Annotated in this window: 17 protein-coding genes and 5 pseudogenes; 15 read left to right on the top strand and 7 right to left on the bottom strand. The window is 67.0% G+C overall.

Translation table 11 applies throughout. The features are described 5' to 3' along the window. The first annotated feature begins 41 nt into the window (after positions 1 to 41). The 7 genes and pseudogenes from AC067Z_RS34435 (at position 42) to AC067Z_RS34405 (ending at position 5,826) form a co-directional block, all read left to right on the top strand. Entirely contained in the window at positions 42 to 665 is a 624-nt protein-coding gene (locus AC067Z_RS34435; RefSeq protein WP_478793569.1) for a malonic semialdehyde reductase, read from the top strand. Positions 666 to 724: 59 nt separating this feature from the next. Next, positions 725 to 1,944 (top strand): annotated as a pseudogene (locus tag AC067Z_RS34430) (RNA-guided endonuclease InsQ/TnpB family protein). A 247-nt stretch (positions 1,945 to 2,191) separates the two neighbouring features. Next, positions 2,192 to 2,416 (top strand): hypothetical protein, encoded by a 225-nt coding sequence (locus tag AC067Z_RS34425; RefSeq protein ID WP_478793568.1) that lies wholly within the window; start codon positions 2,192 to 2,194, stop codon positions 2,414 to 2,416. Positions 2,417 to 3,402: 986 nt separating this feature from the next. Continuing rightward, positions 3,403 to 3,846 (top strand): hypothetical protein, encoded by a 444-nt coding sequence (locus AC067Z_RS34420; RefSeq protein ID WP_478793567.1) that lies wholly within the window; start codon positions 3,403 to 3,405, stop codon positions 3,844 to 3,846. A gap of 205 nt (positions 3,847 to 4,051) precedes the next feature. Then, positions 4,052 to 4,474 carry an SsgA family sporulation/cell division regulator gene (locus AC067Z_RS34415; RefSeq protein ID WP_478793566.1) on the top strand — a complete coding sequence of 141 codons (423 nt, stop codon included), beginning with the start codon at positions 4,052 to 4,054 and terminating at the stop codon, positions 4,472 to 4,474. A gap of 138 nt (positions 4,475 to 4,612) precedes the next feature. Then, positions 4,613 to 5,320, top strand: a complete 708-nt coding sequence (locus AC067Z_RS34410; protein WP_478793606.1) for a hypothetical protein — start codon at positions 4,613 to 4,615, stop codon at positions 5,318 to 5,320. A 176-nt stretch (positions 5,321 to 5,496) separates the two neighbouring features. After that, complete coding sequence (locus tag AC067Z_RS34405; RefSeq protein WP_478793605.1) at positions 5,497 to 5,826, top strand: hypothetical protein; 330 nt, start codon at positions 5,497 to 5,499, stop codon at positions 5,824 to 5,826. Here the strand turns inward: AC067Z_RS34405 and AC067Z_RS34400 are convergent. The 5 genes and pseudogenes from AC067Z_RS34400 to AC067Z_RS34380 form a co-directional block, all read right to left on the bottom strand. Then, positions 5,821 to 5,925: pseudogene (locus tag AC067Z_RS34400) on the bottom strand (DUF4265 domain-containing protein); the annotation flags it as partial. The gene AC067Z_RS34405 and the pseudogene AC067Z_RS34400 overlap by 6 nt on opposite strands. 194 nt (positions 5,926 to 6,119) lie before the next feature. After that, a pseudogene (locus tag AC067Z_RS34395) lies at positions 6,120 to 6,329 on the bottom strand (NADP-dependent oxidoreductase); the annotation flags it as partial. 368 nt (positions 6,330 to 6,697) lie between these two features. Further along, a pseudogene (locus AC067Z_RS34390) lies at positions 6,698 to 6,969 on the bottom strand (transposase family protein); the annotation flags it as partial. Positions 6,970 to 7,060: 91 nt separating this feature from the next. Continuing rightward, positions 7,061 to 7,453: a nuclear transport factor 2 family protein gene (locus AC067Z_RS34385; protein WP_478793565.1), complete on the bottom strand. Its 393-nt coding sequence runs from the start codon at positions 7,451 to 7,453 to the stop codon at positions 7,061 to 7,063. A gap of 397 nt (positions 7,454 to 7,850) precedes the next feature. After that, a complete protein-coding gene (locus AC067Z_RS34380; RefSeq protein ID WP_307177488.1) occupies positions 7,851 to 8,147 on the bottom strand; it encodes a hypothetical protein in 297 nt (98 codons plus the stop codon). Positions 8,148 to 8,418: 271 nt separating this feature from the next. On the opposite strand from AC067Z_RS34380, the gene AC067Z_RS34375 reads away from it, so the two are divergent. The 6 genes and pseudogenes from AC067Z_RS34375 to AC067Z_RS34350 all read left to right on the top strand — a co-directional run bounded on the left by AC067Z_RS34375 (position 8,419) and on the right by AC067Z_RS34350 (position 12,967). After that, the gene (locus AC067Z_RS34375) at positions 8,419 to 9,168 is read left to right on the top strand and encodes a transposase (RefSeq protein ID WP_478793564.1); all 750 of its coding nucleotides are present in this window, start codon (positions 8,419 to 8,421) and stop codon (positions 9,166 to 9,168) included. Between the two features lie 451 nt (positions 9,169 to 9,619). After that, the gene (locus AC067Z_RS34370; RefSeq protein ID WP_478793603.1) at positions 9,620 to 10,534 is read left to right on the top strand and encodes a LysR family transcriptional regulator; all 915 of its coding nucleotides are present in this window, start codon (positions 9,620 to 9,622) and stop codon (positions 10,532 to 10,534) included. Positions 10,535 to 10,603: 69 nt separating this feature from the next. Further along, positions 10,604 to 11,005 carry a VOC family protein gene (locus AC067Z_RS34365; protein ID WP_478793563.1) on the top strand — a complete coding sequence of 134 codons (402 nt, stop codon included), beginning with the start codon at positions 10,604 to 10,606 and terminating at the stop codon, positions 11,003 to 11,005. A 27-nt stretch (positions 11,006 to 11,032) separates the two neighbouring features. Continuing rightward, a pseudogene (locus AC067Z_RS34360) lies at positions 11,033 to 11,684 on the top strand (CatB-related O-acetyltransferase). Beyond that, entirely contained in the window at positions 11,681 to 12,571 is an 891-nt protein-coding gene (locus AC067Z_RS34355) for a Vgb family protein (protein WP_478793562.1), read from the top strand. Before AC067Z_RS34360 ends, AC067Z_RS34355 begins: the two are co-directional and overlap by 4 nt. A gap of 15 nt (positions 12,572 to 12,586) precedes the next feature. Further along, on the top strand, positions 12,587 to 12,967 hold the full coding sequence (locus AC067Z_RS34350) for a VOC family protein (RefSeq protein ID WP_478793561.1): 381 nt from the start codon (positions 12,587 to 12,589) through the stop codon (positions 12,965 to 12,967). A gap of 155 nt (positions 12,968 to 13,122) precedes the next feature. On the opposite strand, the gene AC067Z_RS34345 is transcribed toward AC067Z_RS34350, so the two are convergent. Further along, entirely contained in the window at positions 13,123 to 13,458 is a 336-nt protein-coding gene (locus tag AC067Z_RS34345; RefSeq protein ID WP_478793560.1) for a DUF3885 domain-containing protein, read from the bottom strand. A 707-nt stretch (positions 13,459 to 14,165) separates the two neighbouring features. Between AC067Z_RS34345 and AC067Z_RS34340 the strand changes: the two genes are divergently transcribed. Both AC067Z_RS34340 and AC067Z_RS34335 read left to right on the top strand, forming a co-directional pair. Then, entirely contained in the window at positions 14,166 to 14,564 is a 399-nt protein-coding gene (locus tag AC067Z_RS34340; RefSeq protein ID WP_478793559.1) for a hypothetical protein, read from the top strand. 168 nt (positions 14,565 to 14,732) lie between these two features. After that, complete coding sequence (locus tag AC067Z_RS34335) at positions 14,733 to 16,031, top strand: IS1380 family transposase (protein ID WP_478793558.1); 1,299 nt, start codon at positions 14,733 to 14,735, stop codon at positions 16,029 to 16,031. Positions 16,032 to 16,177: 146 nt separating this feature from the next. On the opposite strand, the gene AC067Z_RS34330 is transcribed toward AC067Z_RS34335, so the two are convergent. Then, positions 16,178 to 16,372 carry a DUF1272 domain-containing protein gene (locus tag AC067Z_RS34330; RefSeq protein WP_478793557.1) on the bottom strand — a complete coding sequence of 65 codons (195 nt, stop codon included), beginning with the start codon at positions 16,370 to 16,372 and terminating at the stop codon, positions 16,178 to 16,180. Positions 16,373 to 17,288 lie beyond the last annotated feature (916 nt).

Here is a 17,288-nt window from a genome sequence, read left to right as displayed (position 1 = left end):
CGGCACCACACCATCCGCACAAGCGAAGTAAGAGAGAAACCATGAGCATGACCGAGCGCGAACCGCAGGCCCTCGATGTCCTCGACGACGCCGGACGAAAGGTGCTGTTCACCGAGGCCCGCACCGCGAACACCTTCGCCGAGGTGGCCGTTGCCGACGACGAACTCGCCATGATCTGGGAACTCGCCCGCTGGTCGCCGAGCGCCGCCAACGGTCAGCCTCTGCGTGTGCTCTTCGTGCGCACCCACGAGGGCAAGGAGCGACTGGTCCGGCATCTCGACGAGGGAAACAGGGCCAAGACGCTCAGTGCGCCGGCCGTGGCGGTCCTGGCTTACGACGTCGACTTCCACGAGCAGATGCCGACCGTCTTCCCGGCCCGCGGCGAGATGCTGCGAGCGGCATTCGTCGGCCAGACGGAGAAGCGCGAGAGCCTCGCGGCCTACAACTCGGCACTGCAGACCGGGGTCTTCCTGCTCGCGGTGCGCGGAGCGGGGCTGGCGGCCGGTCCCATGGCGGGCTTCGACCGGGCCGGCGTGGACGAGGAGTTCTTCGCCGGTACCAGCTGGCGTTCGCATCTGGTGGTCAACATCGGTCACCCCGGTGCCGACCCGTGGTTCCCGAGGCTGCCCCGTGTACCCGTCGAGGACGCCGTCGCCTGGGCCTGACGGCACTGCCGCCGCCTGATCGCCGATCAAGCGAACTCCAACGAAGGGGGTGGGCTGTCATGATGCGTGCGTACAAGTTTCTGATGCGGCCCACCCGCCGCCAGGAGGTCGCGCTGGGTGAGATGATCCGCGATCACTGCTCCCTCTGCAACGGGGGCGTTGCAGGAACGCCGTGACGCCTACCAGCACGTGTCGAAGACTTCGGTCACGTACGGGCAGCAGTCCGGGCAGCTCAAGGGGATCCGGGCGTTCGATCCTGAGCGTCAGGGCCGGTGGTCGTTCTCGTCCCAGCAGGCGACGCTGCGCCGTCTGGACAAGGCGATGCAGGCGTTCTTCCGCAGGGTCAAGGTCGGGCAGGCGTCGGGCTATCCCCGGTTTCGCGGGGTGAACTGGTTCGACACGGTGGACTTCCCGAAGAACGGCGACGGCTGCCGCTGGAACCCGACCCCCGAAAACCCGGCGACCCGTGTCCGGCTCCAGGGCGTCGGGCACGTCAAGGTCTCACCAGCACCGGCCGGTGGTCGGCAAGGTCAAGACCGTCAGCGTCAAGCGCGAGGGCCGGAAGTGGTTCGTCGTGCTGACCGCCGAACGAGACCAGCCCGAACCGTTGCCGCCGACCGGCAGTGTGGTCGGTATCGACCTGGGCATAGCGAACTTCCTCGCCGATTCCCACGGCGAGTTCGTGCCCACCCCGCGTCACGGCCGCCGTGCTGCCGACCGGCTGGCCGCCGCACAGCAGAACCTCGCGAAGTTCGGGCGAGTACGCCGCGACAAGCGGACCAAAGCGCACCGTTCCGCTGTCGTCAAGGTCGCCGCCCTGCACGGCAAGGTCCGCCGCCAACGACTCGACCACGCCCACAAGACCGCGCTCACCCTGGTCCGCACGTATGACGTCATCGCGCACGAAAGCCTCAAGATCCGCAACATGAGCAAGGCCCCCGCACCGAAACCCGACCCCGAGATGCTGGGCGCGTTCCTGCCCAATGGGGCCGCCGCCAAAGCCGGACTCAACCGCAGCATCGCTGATGCCGGATGGGGGGTGTTCCTCACGATCCTCACCGCCAAGGCTGCAAGCGCCGGACGGAAGATCATCGCCGTGGACCCCCGCAACACCTCCCGCACCTGCCCCGAATGCGGGCACACCGCGAAGGAGAACCGGCCCACACAGGACAAGTTCCACTGCGGCGCCTGCGGCCACCTCGCCCACGCCGACACTGTCGGAGCGATCAACATTTTGAACCGGGCCGGGCTGGTCCGCTGCAACGCCAACCCGGCGTAACGGGAAGCCCCGTCATTTATGACGGGGAGGAGTCACCGTGTTCTGCAGCCTCTTTCTCGACCGCGCCGACGCGGATGCCGTCGGCCACTGGCCGGCACCGGCTCCGAGGCAGTCTCCGAGCCCTTCGTGGACGACGTCGCGCTCGCGTTCCCGTACGCCCCTCGCTCGGCATGCCGGACCGTTCGGGGGCAAGGCATCGCCGTTCCCTTGTCTGCGGCAGCTGCTTGCCCAGTTCACGGGGCTGAAGATGCGCGACATACGCACGCTCCTGCGTCGTCGAGGGCGACCCGGACACCGTCTTCGACGAGACCAGGGCGACGCCCTGACCCCCGGCGGCAACACCTACACACAGATCTACATGAACAAGATGCGGTTCCGCGACCGCCGGCCGGTCCTGTTCCGAGAGCCGTGGAACCCCATGAAGGTCTGCGAGGCCACCAGCGGCGCCTGGGCCGGCACCGTCATGGCCTGAAGCACCCGGCCTCGGTGTCGGCTTCGCAGCGGGCGGCGAAGCCGGCACCGAGGTCAGGGATTTCTCGTTGCCGTCCGGTGCCGTCTCTTCGGTGCCCGTACGGCCCTGTCGGGGATGCCGCAACCACACGGCGGCCGCGCCACCGGAAGTTCGGTCACGCGAGCACCGGCCGGGTTTCGCGATCGTCAGCACTCACTCAGCGCGGCGCTCCCGGATCCTCGGGCCCGTTCTCCGCGCCAAGGCTTCAGTGCGAGCAGAGCCGGGGCGAGGCTGGTCGCCGACGTACGGGCACCGAGACTCGCCGTCGCCGGCTCCTGCGGCCGCAGCCGGATCTGGCTCGCCGGCGACGCCGTCCATGGATGCCCCACCGGTGGCTGCCGGCGCCGGCGACGCCGTGCGACCTCGGCGCCGCGGCTCGCCGTGAAGTGCTCCAGGGCTGGGGAACTCCCGGCCTCCTGCGTGCCTACGAACGGGAGCGGCGGTCCGTGGCCCTGTCAACTGCCCGTAGCCCCACACAGGGTCGTGTGGGGGAAGCGCCTACCGGACCCCGTGCACAGCGAACGGTGGCTCGGGGCCACGCCCGCCGAAGACTCGGCCGGACCTCGGCCGGACGCGCGGCCACCGAGGTGCTGCTGCGGGACGGCCGCGCCCTGTTCGCCCTCTTCCACTACGGCTTCACCCTGCTGCGCTTCGCCGACCACGACGTCGCACCCGCCGCCGAACGTGGCGTGCCCCCTGGTATGACGGAACTTCCCCCTAGCATTTCCATACGTCGTATGGTTAACTCTAAGAGTGGTTCCGTACAGCGTATGGAACCTGGGCCTTGCTGGAACAGCAGACTCTCGCGCCCGGTGACGCGATACAGAGCCAACCGAGCCGCAGAGAACGGCAAACGCCGTTGCATCCGCGCAGCGCCCCACGAAAACACCAGTGACAGGAGCACCGTCGCGTCGGCGGATTGCTCTCTCATCCGAAGGAGAAAACCCGTGAGTAACTTCAAGAAGCGTGTGTGGGTCGCCATCGCCTCCGTGGCCGTGGCAGGCGGAGCCGTTGTCGGTGCCGGGGGTGCCGCGTCGGCTGCAACGTCGACGTTTGGGCATGCCCAGCGCACGTCTGTCAGTGTCGAGGCCGACGACCGTGGCTCGGGCCGTGGCGGTGAGCACGGCTGGGACCGGGGCGACGACCGTCGTTCGGGCCGTGGCGGTGAGCACGGCTGGGACCGGGGCGACGACCGTCGTTCGGGCCGTGGCGGTGAGCACGGCTGGGACCGGGGCGACGACCGTCGTTCGGGCCGTGGCGGTGAGCACGGCTGGGACCGTGATGACGGCCACAGCCGGGACCAGGGCACCAGCTCCTCGTGGGGCGGTCATGGTGGGGACCGCGACGGCGGGAGCCACTCCAACCACGACCGGCAGGGCAATGGCCGCTGACACGAACGCGGCTCTCGTCCGGCAACCGAGGTTGCCTGCATCCCTGTGATGCCCCCGGCCGTCAGCGGTGGCTTCGTCAGCTCCTGCCGACCGGTCGGACACCTGGCGACGGCACGAGATGTAGCTCCTGTGAGCCCTCTCGTGCCGTCCGCCACCGGTCCCGCCGCAGCCGTCCCGTATGGCTCGAGGCACCAGGAGCGAATCCATGAAGTCAATGAGAACCGTGATACAGGGTCTGCCTGTACAGCTTGTCGTCTCGCAGGAGATGTCCCTGTCCATGTGCATGAGGCTGCGGTACGAGCCCAGTGATCCTTATGCCGTTCGTGTCGCGTTCACGGCGGACGGAAGCGACGAGGCGGTGGAATGGATCATCGGACGCGATCTGCTGATCGATGGCCTGAAAGGCCCGGTCGGCGAGGGAGACGTTCAGGTATGGCCGGCTGGCGAGCGCGACCGCGGTGCTGTGTACATCGTCCTCAAGCCGCCAGACGGTGCGGCGTTGCTCGAAGCTACGGCGCAGGACATCAAGAGGTTCTTGCACGAGACGGAGGCACTCGTGCCCAGAGGATCCGAGTCCGAGCGCATCGACTCGGACGCGCTGCTGAGGCACCTCCTCGCCGAAGGCTGAGGTTCTTTTGCCCGGAACCAGGCTCCAGCTGCGATGGCAGCAAACGTGCAGTTGCAGGCCGAGACCGCCCTGACCAGCTGCCGTCGCCCCATGGGCGACGTTTTAGCGTGCCCACCCTGAGGCTGGCACACTGAACTTATGCTTACGCTTCTGGCGGCTGCTGATCAGAATGCGTCCTCATCGCTTTCTGCTGCGAGCATTGTGTCGGTCAGCGCATTGGTCTTCACCGTTGCCTCATTCTGGTGGATCAACGCCAGACAGGGACGCCTGGAGACATGGGAGCCTCATTTCTTTGCAGCGATTTGCCGCGGCTCCCTGTTTCGCCTGCGGTTTCCGCTCGTCTTTCACAACACCGGTGCCAAGCCGATAGTCGTGCACGACCTCAGGCTGAGCTTCCCCGATGAGCCGGCCTCTCGTCTGCCACTCCTGTGGAAGTCTTCACCGTCCCGTCTCCAACCCGGGCCGGACGAGGAAACGAAGTTGCCGACCGGATTCGTTGTGGCCGGCAGAGAAGCGCAACAACTCTTCATCGAGTTCGAGGCACCGTTTTCTGGGTTGGTTCCGGAGGCCCGTGACTACAAGGTCCGAATCCAAGTGAGGGTTGGCCACCGCAAGGGGTGGCGCTCGCTTCTGACGTTCACCTTGAGGACCACCAACATCGTCTATCCCGACCGGTACACCGTCTACAACAACGTCCCTGTCGAACTGACGAAGGAAGACCAGAAAAAGGCAGACGCAGCGCTCCTGGAGCTGTTGGAGGGGCACGAGAAGGGTTCTCCCGCCAAGCGCGAGACCAAACGGCGAGACGCTTCGAACGACGAGGGCAACGCCGGTACGGACCTGTAGATCGGGAAGATGGTCGTGAGCTCGGCAAGGACGGACGCATTGGTGCACTGCACGTACGGCACATCGTGATGGCGTTGCACCCGTCCGATGCCGCCGCCGACAGGTGCCCAGTCGCCGTTGCTCTCTGCGCCCACGCCAGGTGCCGGCGATTGCCCATGCCCGGGCTGGTGCGTTGGATGGGCATGGAACTTCGTAGTGACGACGCGGCGCCCTACGCGACTTTGACCGGGGCCTACGGGCTCGACGCTCCCTCGCTCGAGGCGCGGGAGCAAGACCCTGGCCAACCTGCACGATGGAGCCGGGAGGGGCTGCTGGCCGGCGCTGTGATGAGGGTGGTCACGGCCCTGCTGCTCGGGCTCGGGGGCCAGCTGGGATGCAGGCTGGGCAGGCGTGACCCAGACGGACAGGATGAGGCCGAGCGGGTCGCCGCGGATGCGCTCCGCCTCCGGCGGGATGTCGAGCGATACCATGCCGAATCGCTCGATACCTTCGACGCCGGCACCTAGCTGATGCAAGGCGTTGAGCACGCGCGGTCGGGCTGCCGCCGCGCCACCGCCGCGGAGCACCATCAAGCGGACGGTGCAGTTGTCCGAGGGCTGGACCACCTTCCCAGCCCACCTGACTCCCTCATCATCCGTGGACGTCTCAGGCGACGACCTGACCCGTGTTGCGGGTGCCTACAGGGAGCGCAGACACAGTTGCCCACCACTCGCGGCGGAGCTGTTGAGCGGACAGATCGTCGGGCTAGGCGCATTCCAATCCTGTCAGGGGCCAACGTGCGTGAGGTCGGCTACGCGGGTTACGGACGGGCTTGCGTGCGGTCTCGCACGATGATCTTTCCGGTGTTCTCACCGCGCAGCATTCCCAGGAGGGCGCCCCCAATGCTCTCGAATCCGTCCACCACCGTCTCGTCCAGAGCGAGCCGTCCGGACTGCAGATGCGGTACCGCGAACTCGTACAACTCCTCTTGCACAGCACGATGGTTGCTGACCAGAAAGTCCTCCATGCGCCGCAGAGTGCGGGCGTTCCCAGAGACGACGCCTGATCAGCTCGAGTACGTGACTCGGATGCAACGAGCAGCCGCCGAACGCTGGAAATCAATCGTCGTAGATCCGGCGCGTCACTGCGGCGCATGACGAAAGGCTGGTTGCCGGTAGTTGGACGGCACGGCACCCTGTGCGGTATCGCACGTGACGCCTCCCTCACCTTTAGGGGAGGAGGATTCACGAGTGAAAGGAGCACGTCCCCTGACGGGGTGAAGGGGAAGACACTGAAAACAGCAGAGACCGCTCCCCGTCAGCACCTGACCGAGCTCACAAGGCACAGGACGCAGGACCCGGGCTCGCTCCCAGGGATGGATCCATCCAGTGAGCTCCTTCAGCGTTGCCGCTCCAGGGTGAGGACGATCGCGGCGATTGACGACATTCGATTCAGGCTGCACCGGGCACTGCGGAAGATGTGTCAGGGCTTCAACGGGCCACGCCCCGCTCCACCGGTACCCGTGCCACCGAGAGTGCGCGGTTGACCGTTTGCTGGCGGCGGCAACCCGCGGCCGGATGGGCGTCTGAGGGGTGTCGTCACCCACGGCCCTGCCCCCGGGGTAGGCGCGGTCGGCAAGCCGGGATGCCCTGACGTTCGCAGATCCGTACTTGCCCCGCTGCCACCCGCCATCGCTCTCTTTCGATATCGAGTCATAACGGAGCGTCACTCGTCACAGAAGTTGAGTGTCGGCTTACCTCGCTACGACCAGAACTCGTCATAGGCCTCCTGATCGGACCACAGGTCCCAGCCCTCAGTGATCCTGCCGTCTCGGATGTGGAAGACGATCGCGTAGTCCATGTCGAGCTCCTTGCCTTCACGCGAGGCCGTGGCGTGGAGCAGGGCGACCGTGTGCTTGTCGTTAGCGAGCACATCGTGGAGTTGCGGACGGTACGTGCCCCCGGACATCTGAAATTCCTGTTGGAACAGAGCGAACGCGGCCTCACGACCACGGAAGTCACCCGCCAGTGGGCCCTGGCCGGGGTTATGCCACACCACCTCGGGGTGGAATACCTCCGCCAGCGCCTCCAGGTCGCCAGCCGTGAAGGCGGCCATGGCCCGTTGAAACACAGTGATATTCGGGTGATCAGTCATCACAGCCTCCCTTAGCCCCCGCGAACGTAACCGGAAGCCAGCCAGCCAGGCAGCCGCAGCCACACCGGGTTGGTCGGCTCACACCTACCTGATTGGGCCCCAGGGGAAGCCCTGACACGTCTATCGCCTTCTTCTTATTGACCGGGTGGTGCCCGCCCGCTGATCACAGATTGTCTACATGCCAGCTGTCTGTGACCTCTCTGAGCGTGGCGTCTGGTCGGGTGAGGGCTACCGACGAAATCGCGTTGACCTGTGGTTCTGTGGATCGCTCCAGTGGCGAGCCCCTTGTCGAGTCACAGCATTCCCTGAGGACGGGGCTGAGGGGGGCGCCGTGGCACCCCCTCAGCCGGGGGCTCTGGGTCATGCCTCAGCTCGTCGTCAACCAGAAGACTGACGGCTACGGGGTCACCAGGTTGAAGACCGGGTAGATCTTCGGTTCCACCTCCGGAGCACCGGCCTCCCGCAACAGCGGCAGGACGACTTCACTGAACCGGCGGAACGCCTCCTCGGATTCCCAGACGTCGGCGACGTACCAGCCATCGGGAGTGGGGGCGGAGGTGTGCGAGATGAGGCCGGGTACGGGCCAGTCCGCGGGCTTCTTGACCAGACCGCGGTCGCGGTTCACCTTGTTGGAGACCTGTTCGTACTGGGCCTGGGTCATGCCGGGTTGGTCGAAGATCGCGATAATTGCCACGCTGGGCTCCCTTGCGCGCAAGCTTGCAGAGTCAGGCCCAGCCGACCATCTCGGGCAGCCGACCGCACCTCCGACTGCGCCGTACGGACGGCCGGCTCGAAGCTGTCCACGCCGCTCAAGCCCCTTAGGGTCCGCGCGCCGCCCTTTCGTCACCCAGTACCCGCGCATTTCGTCGGGTGACCGGTGAGGGGGTCGGTGTCCGCAACGCACGAGGATCCCGTGCCGTTGAAGGAGGTGTTCGAAGTCTCAACTCGCTGGCGCAGGGGCCTCGTTGGTCTTCTATCCTGCCGCACTCGACCTGCCCCATGCCCTGGTCGAGTGGGTCACCATGCTCATCGTCACGCGCGAGGGTGACCGCCGCTGCAAGCTCCCGCCGCACCAGCGTGCCCTGGTCGCCCTGGTGTACCTGCGTCGGCACGAGACCCTCGCCCAGCTCGCGGCCGGCTTCGGCATCTCCATCGGCACCGCACACGCCTACACCGCAGCCGTCATCGGCCTGCTCGCTGACCGCGCGCCCGGCCTGCTGCGCGCCCTACGCGAAGCCGATCCCGACTACGTTCTGCTCGACGGTACCCCGGCGGAGTGCGACCGGGGCGGCGACAGCCGGGCCGACTACTCCCACAAGCACAGACGACACGGGGTGAACGTGCAGGTGGTGACCGATCCGGCCGGGCGGCTGCTGTGGATTTCGCCCGCACTGCCCGGCCGTGCGCACGACCTGACCGCAGCCCGCACCCACCGGATCATCCGGATCTGCGAACGCCAGGGCGTTCCGATCCTCGCCGACCGCGCCTACCTGGGAGCCGGACTGTGGGTGGCGACACCCCTCAGACCCCCACCGGGCCGTGAGCTCACCCCCACCCAGCAAACTGTCAACCGCGTGTTGTCCGCGGCACGGGCACCGGTTGAGTGCGGCGTCGCACGACTCAAGTCGTGGCGGATCTTTTGCAGGGCCCGGTGCAGCCCGAGTCGAATGTCGTCAATCTCCGCCGCCGTCCTCACCCTGGAGCGGCAACCCTGAAAGAGCTCAGTGAGAAGCTCAGCCGCACCACTTATCGCTACAACAGAGCAAACGCGATGAGCGCCCCCAGCCCCACGTAGTGCATCCCGCCTCTTGGCGGCCATCGTGGCACACCAGCACGCCAGGGCAGGAGTCGTGCCGCCGCAGAAGGGTGACGCGGTTATCTGCTGAGCCCCCTCGAACGCCCGACCTCCCATGATCGCCCGGACAACCTGGAAGGGGGTTGAGGCAGACCTCCGCCGGCCCCGCTTCCGCGAAGGTGCGGCAGCCCTGAGCCGAGCACCAAGGCAGCAGCGCTCGGGTAGCCAGAGCTGTTCAGTGCGATGGCGAGGTCCGGTTCTGGGCCGCGAGGTCAGGGTCAACCGTCGATGGATGGTGCGAGCGTCATCCCCACGGGGACGCCGATGCATTTATGATGTCGCGTCAACTGTGGCGAACCGGGGGCGGCAGGGTGGAGCTGCGGGACATCGAGATATTTCTGGCTCTGGCCGAGGAGCTGCACTTCGGCCGCACCGCCGAGCGGTTGCACATCTCACAGGCACGGGTGAGCCAGGCCATCGCCAAGCAGGAACGCCGTATCGGCGCCACCCTGTTCGAGCGCACCAGCAGACGGGTGGTCCTCACACCGATCGGTGCCCGTCTGCGCGACGACCTCGAAGTGGGCTACACACGCATCCGCGACGGCCTCGAATCTGCGGCCACGGCGGCCCGCGGCAGCCAGGGCACTCTCACGCTCGGCACGATGGGGGCGCTCGCCCATGACATCACCGATGTCACCGGTCGGTTCAGGGCGCGCCACCCCGGATGCGAACTGCGCTTCCGGGAGATACAGATAGGCGATCCCTTCAGGCAACTGAGGTCCGGTGACGTCGATCTCGCCCTCATCTGGCTCCCCGTACACGAGCCCGACCTGACGGTGGGGCCGGTGCTGCGCGCCCGACCACTTGTGCTCTTGGTGGGCGCGTCCCATCCGCTCGCCCGGCGAACGTCGGTGTGTATGGAGGAGCTGGGTGACTGCACGGTGCTCATGCCGTCAGGTCCGGTGCCGGAGTACTGGTACGAGGCCCTCGTCCCCACCCATACCCCGGGTGGGCGCCTGATCAGGCGTGGTCCGCAGGTGGCCACCTGGCAGGAAGGGCTGGCAGCCGTCGCGGCCGGAGAGTTCGTCACACCGGTCCAGGCCGAGGCCGCGCACTACTACCGATGGCCGGAGCTCGTCTTCCTGCCCATTGAGGACGCCGCCCTCGGAGAATGGGCCCTGGTCTGGCGAACGGCAGGCGAGACAGCCCTCACCCGCGCCTTCGTCCAGACGGCCCAGGACGTGCTCGACGAGGACGTGCCCAGGGGAGCGCCCGGCGGTCCATAAGCGCGGGGTTATCGCTCGTTCCGGTATTCGCCATTGATCACACCGTGGGCAACGAAAATCGTTGCGTCCATGACTTCACCGGCAAAGATCACCACGTCCACCCTCTCGCTCACCGTCGAGGACGTCACGGCTTCGTGCGCCTTCTTCACCACGCATCTCGGCTACAAGGAGGTGATGGCGGCCGACGGATTCGCCTCGCTGGAGCGGGACGACGCGGCGGTGGCCGTCGTCTTGCTGAGGCGCTGCGCTGAGGTGCTGCCCGAAGGGTTCCGTGACCAGACCGCGGCCGGCCTGATCGTCGCCTTCACGGTCGATGATCTCAACGCCGAGCACGACCGGCTCCGGTCGGAGGGCGTCCCCCTCACGATGCCGTTGCGTGAAGAGCCCTGGGGAGAGCGGCTGTTCCAGGTGACCGACCCCAACGGCGTCGTCATCCAGTTCGTCGAGTGGGCGACGCCGCAGTCGGCCTGAGGGCCCGCACCGAAAGGAGCCACACTTATGACACCCGACGCCTCCGTCATCCACCCGCTGCCTGAACACGAACGAGGTGCTGTTGAAGCCCCTGGTCACCGATTCACGCATCCAGGTGGGCGAGTTCACGTACTACGACGATCCCGAAGGGGCGACCGAATTCGAGCACCGCAACGTCCTGTACGCCTACGGCCCCGAGCGCCTGGTCATCGGCAAGTTCTGCGCGATCGCCACGGGTACGCGCTTCCTGATGGCCGGTGCCGAGCATCCCACCATGGGCGTCTCGACCTTCCCCTTCACGATGTTCGGTGGCACCTGGGCCGAGCGCACACTCGACGTCGTCACCGGGATGCCCAGCCGGGGCGACACCGTGGTAGGCAATGACGTCTGGTTCGGCCACCAGTCCGCCGTCCTGCCCGGCGTACGCATCGGCGACGGCGCCATCATCGCCGCAGGCGCGGTCATCACTGCGGACGTACCGCCGTACACGATCGTCGGCGGCAACCCAGCCCGCCCGATCCGGCAACGGTTCGAGGCCGCCGATATCGACCTGCTCCTGCATGCCGCCTGGTGGGACTGGCCGGCCGAGCTGGTCACCGAACACGTTCGCACCATCATGACCGGCACCCCGGCCGACATCGCCCGCATCGCCACCCACCACGGGCTGGGGACCACATGACACACGTGCCGATCGAGGAACTCCCCGTGGCCGGCAGCGGCCCGTACGCGATCACCACCGGCCCGGACGGCGCGCTGTGGTACACGCTGGTCCACAGTGGCCAGATCGGGCGGCTCGTGCCCGGCAACGAACCGGAGAACCACCAGCTCTACCCGGACTGCGGGCCGACGATCATCACCACCGGGCCGGACGGCGCCTTGTGGTTCACCGAATACCAGGCACACCGCATCGGCCGGATCACCACCGACGGCGCCGTTGCGGAGTTCCCGTTGCCCACCCCGGAATGCGGGCCGTTCGGCATCGCGGCCGGACCCGACGGGGCGCTGTGGTTCACCGAGACCACCACCGACCACATCGGCCGCATCACGACCAACGGTGAGGTCACCGAATTCCCGCTCCCGACTGTCGGCGCGTTTCCCTCCGCGATCACCGCAGGCCCGGACGGCGGGATGTGGTTCACCATGAACCAGGCCAACGCGATCGGCCGAATCGGCACCGACGGCACGATCACCGTCCACCCGCTGCCCACCGCGGCAGCCGCACCGGTCGGCATCACACTCGGCCCCGACGACGCCATCTGGTACGTCGCGATCACTGCCGGCCACATCGGCCGCATCACCACCGAAGGCGAGATCAGAGAGTTCCCGCTGCCCGACCGCGCCGGCCGACCGCACGCCATCACCCCGGGCACCAACGGCGCCCTGTGGTTCACGGAGTGGGGCGGCAACCGCGTGGGCTCCATCACCGCCGACGGCGTGATCGAGGTGCACGACCTGCCCACATCCGGCTCGGAGCCGCACGGCATCACCCTCGGCCCGGACGGCGCACTGTGGACGGCGCTGGAAACCGGTGCCCTCGCCCGCATCACCCCCCAACCGTTGCCCTAACCCCAGGAGACGGCCTTGCCCGTAACGTTCAACCACACGATCATCCCCGCCAAGAACCGCGATGAGTCGGCCCGCTTCTTCCGCGAGCTGTTCGAACTCCCCGAGGCGCCGTCGTGGGGCCCGTTCACCAACATTCAGCTCGACGAAGGGGTCCTTCTGCAATTCGCCGAGCTGCCCGGCGTCGACCAGATCCAGATGCACCACTACGCGTTCCTGGTCGACGACGACCTTTTCGACCGGGCCTACACCCGGCTCCAGACAGGTGGCATCGAGCACTGGGCCGATCCCCAGTTGACGCGCCCCGGCGAGACCAACACCGAGCACGGCGGCCGCGGCGTCTACTTCACAGACCCCGCCGGCCACGCCATCGAAATGATCACCAAGCCCTATCTGTGAACCGCACCGCCCGAAAGGACTCCATGACACACGAGACTCAATGACACATACCGCCGTCCGCCACGCCGGGCCCGCGTGCAACGCCTGTCCGCGAGTGCCCGGCACCCTCACGCGAGGTCGGACCCAGCTCCAGCTCCCTCACGCCTGCATCGACGCTACGAACGCCAGTCAGGGCACTTCCTCGCCTTTGCCGGAATAGCCGCGGTGTGCATCTGCTTCCGTCGACTGGTCGCCTGACCGGACGTCAGCAGCAAGGCACGCAGGACCCGTTCTGCGGGAGTCGGTAGGAAGACGTCGGCACCACCGTCGTAGGGACGGTGGATACGCTCCCTTCGGACGTAGGTGGTGAGGACGTCTGCGACCTCGTCGTCCGCGACAGCACGCAGCAGGTCATCGATGCACCCGCGCCGCCATGGCCTGCGGACGGCAACCAGGTGGCAGTAGGTGCGGGACTCCGGGTCGGGTGGTCCACTACCGGCGAGGTCTGGCAATTGCCCGAGTGTGCAGGGACGTCAGGCTCGGTCGTCCACACCGCACGGATCACGTATACGTCCGTACCCGCGAACAGTCCGTCCAGCAGGGCATACCGCTTTGAGTCCGGCAGGCTGTGAACGCGCACCCACACATCCCGGTACGTGCCACACGATAAGTGGTCCGATGGAATGGAGTCCTGGCTGGCGGCCTGTCGCGGTAGCCGATGAGGGCTGTGGCCATTCCGAGGAAATGTTCGGCCTTGAGCCCAGCCGCCGGGAGGACGGAGCCCCGGCATGTCACACCGTTCCGCCATGCTTCCAACACGAACGAGGACGCTTCTGCCAGCTCACCAAAGAGTGCAGACCGCCAACAACTGCCGACCCCGAAGGCGATGGGCTCGCCGCTGCCCTGACAGCCCGCCTGATGAAGGGCCCCATGTTCGACGAAGGTGGATTGGCCGAGCAACTCTGCTGGGCACCGTACAGGTTGGACCGCTAGGAGTACGGCGAAGGGCTGTCGGGCGACGCGTTCCCTTACATCCGGGCTGCTGTGGTCGCTACCGGCCATGAGGAATACGAGAACGTGCTTCGATGCTTGGAGCGGCTCATGCCGCTCGACAATTGAATTTGTGGTCGAGGCCGGGAAGGTGCACCGTGTTCACGTGGCTGGCCTCAACGGGGCACCGCCTCATGCCCAGTCTCTCCAGGTGAACGGAGTGGTTCCGGTGGGAATCGAACCGGCCGGACCGCAGGGAACGCTCCTCTGGTCCGGACAGCTCGGCAGCCTGCCTGCGGAGCTTTGGCAGGACAGCGACCGCCGCCGGGTACTCACCATCGGCGACCAGCGGATCGCCTTGCAGCCCGATGCCGTGGTGCGGCACAGCCGAGCCCTGCTCGGCCAACGACTCACCATCGAGCATCCCGGCGAGGCAACCTTCACCCACCATTACCGACTGCGTTGGGCTGCCCAACTGGCCCCGCTGTGGGAGGCGACCTACGACCGCTGGTCCGCAGAGGCCGATGACGATGGACTCGTCCTGACCGAGCTGCTGGGTGGCGCCGACGACTGGATCGACAACTCAACTGGATCGGCAGCCTCCTGCGAGCCTGCTGATCGCAACTGAAGACAGTCTCTAAGCCCGGATCCACCGCTTCTTGGTGCTGGCGGATCGTGGATTTGAACGGACAGATGCCCTCTGACTTGGGATGATTCCGGTTGCTGAGACCGAATCGTTCCGCGTCGAGAGGGCATCTGACGAGTGCGAGCTTCTCATGAACTGGGCCGGGTTCCGGTGAGTTTCGACGAGCCGAACCTCGTGCCGTGCGCCGGGTTGCTGGCCCCGGCTCTTCTCGCCCAGCGGACCGGCCTGGCAGAACTGGTCGAGAGCCGCGTGCACTTGCAGTCCCACGGAGCACACGGCGGAGCGAAGGCGCTGACGGTCATCGGGTCGGTGCTGGGCGGGGGCGACTCGATCGACGACACCGCCCTGCTGCGGGCAGGTGCGACCGGTGAAATCTTCAACGCCACCCGCGCCCCCTCCACCGTGGGCACCTGGCTGAGGTCGTTCCGCTGGCACAACATCCGCCAGCTCGATGCGGTCTCCCGCGAGTTCCTCAAGCGCCTGTGGGCCGCAGGCGGCGGGCCCGCTGACCTGGCCGGCCCTTTGACCATCGACCTGGACTCCACCATCGTTCCGGTCTACGGACGGGCCAAGCAGGGTGCAGCGTTCGGCTATACCAAGACCCGCGGCTACCACCCGCAACTGGCCACCTTGGCCCAGAGCGGGCAGGTCCTCTTCTCCCGCCTCCGCGGCGGGAGTGCTGGTGCGGCCCGCGGCGCCAAGTCCTTCCTGACCGAAACCGTCAGCCGCACCCGCCACGCGGGAGCATCCGGGCAGCTGACCGTCCGGGCGGACTCCGCGTTCTACTCCCAGACCGTGCTGCTGACCGCCCGCAAACTGGACGTGCGCTTCTCGATCACCGTCCGCCAGGACCCCAAGATCAAGGCCGCCATCGCCGCCATCCCCGACGACGCATGGACGCCGATCCCGTACTGGCTGTCCACCCCGGAAGTCTCCGGCGCGGACGTCGCCGAGACCACCTACACCTGCTTCGCGCACACCAAGACACCGGCCATCGTGCGGCTGATCGTGCGCCGGGTCCGTCCCACCCCCGGCTCCCAGCTGGCCCTGTTCACCACCTACGACCACCATGCATTCGTCACGGACCGCACCGGCGATCTCCTCGAGATCGAGGCCGATCACCGCCGACACGCTGTGGTCGAGCAGACCATCGCCGAGTTGAAATCCGCCGGGCTGGCCCACCTTCCGTCAGGGCGTTTCACCGCGAACGCGGCCTGGCTCGCACTGGCAGCCATGGCTCACAACCTCGGCCGCGCGGTCGGCATCCTCGCCGGCCACGACCTGACTCGGGCCACCGCCGCCACCCTCCAGCGCACCCTGTTCACCGTCCCGGGCCGCCTCGTCCACACAGCCCGACGGCTACGGCTGCGACTTCCCACCCACTGGCCCTGGGCCGACGCGTTCACGCGCGCCCTCACGGCCATCACCGCACTGCCACGACACGGCTGACTCCACTGCCCCTGTCCCTACGACCCAGGAACCCGGAGAGGCCGGCAGACCGGCAGGTCCCGCACGCCCTCGTCCCGCACAACACAACGTCGGCCAACCCCACCGAACCGCAGCCCACAACAACATCACCGATCGGTGGATCCGGGCTAAGGTGTGGCAGGGGTTGGCGCGCGGCGGGGGCGCGCCACGAGTTCGCCGCCGCAGTTGGGACATGTGTCCTGCATGACACTGCTGCAGGGCACGCAGAATGTGCACTCGTACGAGCAGATGCGGGCGGACGAGTCCGGCGGCAGTATCGTGCTTTCGCATCGTTCACAGCGCTCGCGCATTTCCAGAGCCATGGTTCTCCTCATTCGGTTCGGGCAGCCATTACCCAGATGTGGCACGGATGAGGTCGATTCTCTACACGATGATCTTGAGCTGGCAGCGTCGACCGGGACAACTTTGCCTAGGATCCGGCCACATCCAGCAGGGCACGTACCCTCTGCTGCCCAGGCATGTACATGAGGGGGATCCCCGCATCCACGACCAAATTCTCCAGGTCCGTCGAGCGGGGGGTGGCACCGCGCACGTTCTCCGGGTAGAGCACGCGACAATGGCGGTGTAGCGGCTGGTGCGCTCAACGAGGGTGGCGACCGCCGAAGGGCGTGTTCCCATCACGAGGTCGCCTTCCCAGTTGCCGGGTGCAGTACTAGGCGGTCACAGCACCGCTAGCAGACCGTGCCCCATACCCCTGCAGCGTCCCGGCCCGGGAGCCTCTGCCCGTCCTGCAAGCAGCCGCTGCCGGCGACGGTCCAGCGGTTCAGAAGATGGGCGTTTACGTCCCGCTCTACGCTGACGCCCCCTGTACCAACCCCTCCTGCCGCGAGGCCAACCAGCCCCGGCACGCCGAGGGCCGAGTTCCCTCCTGAAGATCCAGCTCCGCGGCCACGGTGGTCGCGGAGCGGCGCCGTCCCACGTTTGGGATGACGCACAGGAGGAACACGCCCGTGCAAACGTCGGCATTTTGTGTCGAACGCCTGCATTTCCCGCCGAACAAAGGGAACGACGACTCCACGGCAGCGGCAGGCAACGCAGGCGTCGACCGGCAGGGATTCAATGATTCACGCGACACAGTGGCTGCAGTGGGAACTGAGGGCAGTCGGTCGGGCCATCCGTTCCTTGAACCGTTCCGGGTTCGGTAGAGACTCTATTCCGTGAAAGGATTGAGTCATGGCACGCCCCTCCTCCTACCCTTCTGAGCTGCGCAAACGAGCG

Source organism: Streptomyces sp. NPDC043812, from assembly GCF_056436245.1.
This window is presented reverse-complemented; position numbering and strand designations above follow the sequence as displayed.